4 protein-coding genes are annotated in these 3,738 nt (G+C 67.0%); 3 read left to right on the top strand and 1 reads right to left on the bottom strand.

What is annotated here, in order from left to right; all coding sequences use genetic code 11:
• From J1C73_RS01450 to J1C73_RS01460, 3 genes are all read left to right on the top strand, one after another.
• Positions 1–303, top strand: a 303-nt coding sequence (locus J1C73_RS01450; RefSeq protein WP_207314709.1) for a DNA glycosylase AlkZ-like family protein, incomplete at its 5' end; no start/stop codon positions are given.
• A gap of 205 nt (positions 304–508) precedes the next feature.
• Entirely contained in the window at positions 509–676 is a 168-nt protein-coding gene (locus tag J1C73_RS01455; protein WP_372446635.1) for a hypothetical protein, read from the top strand.
• A gap of 176 nt (positions 677–852) precedes the next feature.
• A complete protein-coding gene (locus J1C73_RS01460) occupies positions 853–2,238 on the top strand; it encodes a uracil-xanthine permease family protein (protein WP_207314710.1) in 1,386 nt (461 codons plus the stop codon).
• A 139-nt stretch (positions 2,239–2,377) separates the two neighbouring features.
• On the opposite strand, the gene J1C73_RS01465 is transcribed toward J1C73_RS01460, so the two are convergent.
• Positions 2,378–3,199, bottom strand: coding sequence for a class 1 isoprenoid biosynthesis enzyme (locus J1C73_RS01465; protein ID WP_207314711.1), 822 nt, complete (start codon positions 3,197–3,199; stop codon positions 2,378–2,380).
• Positions 3,200–3,738: the final 539 nt, after the last annotated feature.

The raw sequence follows: 3,738 nt of genomic DNA on the forward strand, positions 1-3,738 counted from the left end.
CACCCCGACACCCCGGCCCCCGTCCGGTTCCTTCCGGCCTTCGACAACGCCATCCTCGGCTACCACGACCGTAGCCGCATCATCGACGCCCCCCACCTCGGCCTGTCCGTCGCAGGCCACCGCACCGTCCTTGTTGACGGACGCGTCACCGCCACCTGGACCGTGCGCGACCACCAACTCCGCATCAGCTCCCTGCGCCCCCTCACCGCCCTGGAACAGAAAGCGGTTCACACCGAAGCCCAGGACCTGACCGCCTTCCTGGACAACCGCATCGAGCACATCCAGCTCGACACCGAAAACTGACGACCACGCACTCCAGGTCCCGATGTGACGGGACCGTTCGCAAAGCGGGCCGGCGCCGCCCGCGTGGACCGGGACGGACACCACGTGCCCGTATCCCGGCCGAAGGCTCATCCCGATCCGGCACTACCATGGCGCTGAACTTTTCTGCGGTCTGCGCCGTGCCCCACGAGGCACCGGCCTCCGCACCTACACACAGGGAGCGACCATGGGCCTCGGCGTGCGCTGGACCTTGCACGGCGACGGGAAGACCCCGGCACCGGGAGCCGTGGTCCGCCCGGACGAACGGCTCTCCTGGCCGCGTACGTTCGGGCTCGGCGCCCAGCACGTGGTGGCGATGTTCGGGGCCTCGTTCGTCGCGCCGTCACACCCATGATGAACACGGACGGCCAGCACTTCCCCACAGAATAGGGGGTGTGCCGGGCGGGTGTCCACCCTCCCGGCAGACCCTGTCGTCGTGCCGCTGACCCTATGTCCCGCCAATGATCGAAGCTGTCCGAGCTCACCGGCCGGGCCTCATCACCACCCAGCAACACATCTAGGAGCAAGACCATGGCGGGCTTCGGCTGGAAGCTGCACGGCGACGGCAAGAGCCTCGCACCGGGCGAGGTCGTACGACCGGATGAGCGGCTCACGTGGGGGCGTACCGCCGGCCTCGGTGCGCAGCACGTGGTCTCGATGATCGGGGCCTGCTTCGTCGCCCCGATCTTGATGGGCCTGGATGCCAACCTCGCCGTCATGGCATCCGGTGTGGCAACCATCCTCTTCCTGCTCATCACCCGTGGCCGTATCCCCAGCTACCTCGGCAGCAGCCTGTCGTTCATCGGCGTGGCCGCGGTCATCAAGACCCAGGGCGGCGACGCGGCGACCCTCACCGGGGCACTGCTGGTCGTCGGCGCGGTCCTCTTCCTGTGCGGGGCCGTCGTCCGTGCTCTGGGGGCCCGCATCATCCACGCCGTGCTGCCGCCGGTGGTCACCGGCGCGGTGGTCATGCTGATCGGGTTCAACCTGGCTCCCGTCACCGCCGGCACCTACTGGCCACAGGATCAGTGGACCGCGCTGCTCACCATGCTCTTCACGGGCCTCGCGCTCGTCGTGCTGCGTGGCTTCTGGTCCCGTATCGCGATCTTCCTCGGCCTGGCCTTCGGCTACTTGATCTCCTGGGTCTTCGACCGTACCTTCGGCAAGATCCACTCCCCCGCCGGAGGCGCCGAATCGGTCGACCACTGGCGTCTTGACCTCTCAGGGGTGGCGAAGGCCGACTGGATCGGGTTCCCCACCTTCCACGCCCCGAGTTTCTCCCTCTCTGCGGTTCTTGTCGCTCTGCCCGTCGTCATCGCGCTCATCGCTGAGAACGCCGGACATGTCAAGGCGGTGGGCGAGATGACGGGCGACCCGCTGGATGACAAGCTCGGCACGGCGATCATGGCCGACGGTGCCGCCACCGTGCTGTCGACGTCCGTCGGCGGTCCCGCCACGACCACGTACGCCGAGAACATCGGCGTCATGGCGGCCACCCGCGTCTACTCGACCGCCGCCTACTGGTGCGCCGCCGGCTTCGCGATCCTGTTCGGGCTCTGCCCCAAGTTCGGTGCCGTCGTGGCCGCCATCCCCGGTGGGGTCCTCGGCGGGATCACCGTCATCCTCTACGGCATGATCGGCCTGCTCGGCGCCCAGATCTGGGTCCGCTCCCGCGTCGACCTGTCCAATCCTCTCCACCTTGTGCCCGTGGCCGCAGGCCTCATCGTCGGAATCGGCAACGTCAGCCTGACGCTCACCGACAACTTCGAGCTCAGCGGCATCGCGCTGGGCACGCTGATCGTCGTCATCGGCTACCACGCCCTTCGGGCCCTGGCGCCTGCGCACATGAAGACCGAGCCGCCGCTCACCGAGTCGGACAATCCGGGGTACGACCGAGGGCTGCCAGGCGGGTCGTGATCGCAAACACCGCCAGTGAGCCGCAGAGGGCAGACTCCAGCAAGGTTGGCCGCCTGAGGTTCCCCCTGATGGCCCATGGGAAGTAGACCCGTACTGATCGAAATCGCAGTGCGTCGTCCGTACTGCGAGAACCCGACTATCAGGGCCTGATATTGCCGGCGCGCGAGAGCAGCAGGTGCAGTGGGTCGGTCTTGGGGTTGGGCAAGCTCCGGTGTCCGCGGTCGCGGGCCGCGACAGGCGCGCCGATGAGCGTCAAGGCCAGTTGGGCGGACAGGGGCGCGGCGCTTCCGTAGTACTCGGCGCAGCAGGTCTGCAGGCGGGCGATACGGGTTGCCAGGTCACTGAGGGAGAGGACACCGAGGGTCGCGCTGGTGGTAATGCCATTTACCCGGTCGAGTGGGAGGTCGTGGAAGTCATCCAGCAATTGGAAGACATCGCCCAACTCGACGAGAATGTCGCGCTCTGCTTCAGACATTTCCGGGCGGAGCAGAGCGAACAGGGCAGCCATCCCCAGCCCGCCCTTGCCTCGGGTGATGTCCAGCACTTCGGCTGCTGAGATGTGGGAGCCCCGCTGGGCACGGGAGCGCATTTGGAATGTGTGGAGTTCCCGGATGAGCGAGTGGATCGGGTCGTCGGCTGAGTGCGGCAGCCGTGCAGCGATCGTGGAGTGCAGGAGTAGCAGCAGGGCTTCCGAAGGACTGCGAGGGCGGAAAGTTTCGCCGGCGAACAAGGCGGTCAAGTCGCTGTCCAGGTGCTCACGTTCACAATGGTCGACGAGATCGTCGTACAAGCGTGTGAACGAGCTGCCCAGGACCGTCAGCTCGGCATCGAACGGCACGCGCGCCATAGTCGCGTACCCCCACATGGCGAGCCCCACCTTCACACTCGTGCCCATGAAGGACCTCTGGATCGTGTGCCGCAGGGTCGCGTCGCTGACAGTACGCTCGACCAGCGGAAGCACGCTGCGGTCGAAGGCGCGCAGTACTTGCCGAGAGTCAGTACGGACGAACCTCAGAAGCGATCGCCATCCCCGCGCTGAGGCGGCGCACCGTAAGACCGCCACCGCATCACGTTGTACCTCACGTTTCGCATCCCCCATTCGAGAAGGCTTACCGCACTCCACCCGGCGGAGTCCATCGCCGGCTGCGCATCCACACCATGAGGTGTTCGGGGTGACACGACGTGGCATTCGGGTACGTTCTATGGGAGGAGCACGAGGGCGGGGATGGGCGGGCGGACGTGAACACTTCAGCCGGAGGAGCCACATCGTCCGAACCGTCGGACCGGCACTTCGGGACGCTGCGCCCCGATCTCCAAGTGCCCCTGTACCCGGCGGGCTCACGGTTCGCTGCGTTGGTCAGAATGACCCTGGTGCGGCTGCGAACTCCCCGATTTGCCGAGGCACAGGCTGCGAACCGCTGGGGCCTGCTGGTTCTGGCGCTGCTCTGGGCGGGGCAGTTCGTGGTTGCGCCCTTGGCACGTTCCTACCTGTGTTTGACG

This window comes from Streptomyces laculatispora (genome assembly GCF_017353455.1).
GTDB lineage: Bacteria > Actinomycetota > Actinomycetes > Streptomycetales > Streptomycetaceae > Streptomyces > Streptomyces laculatispora.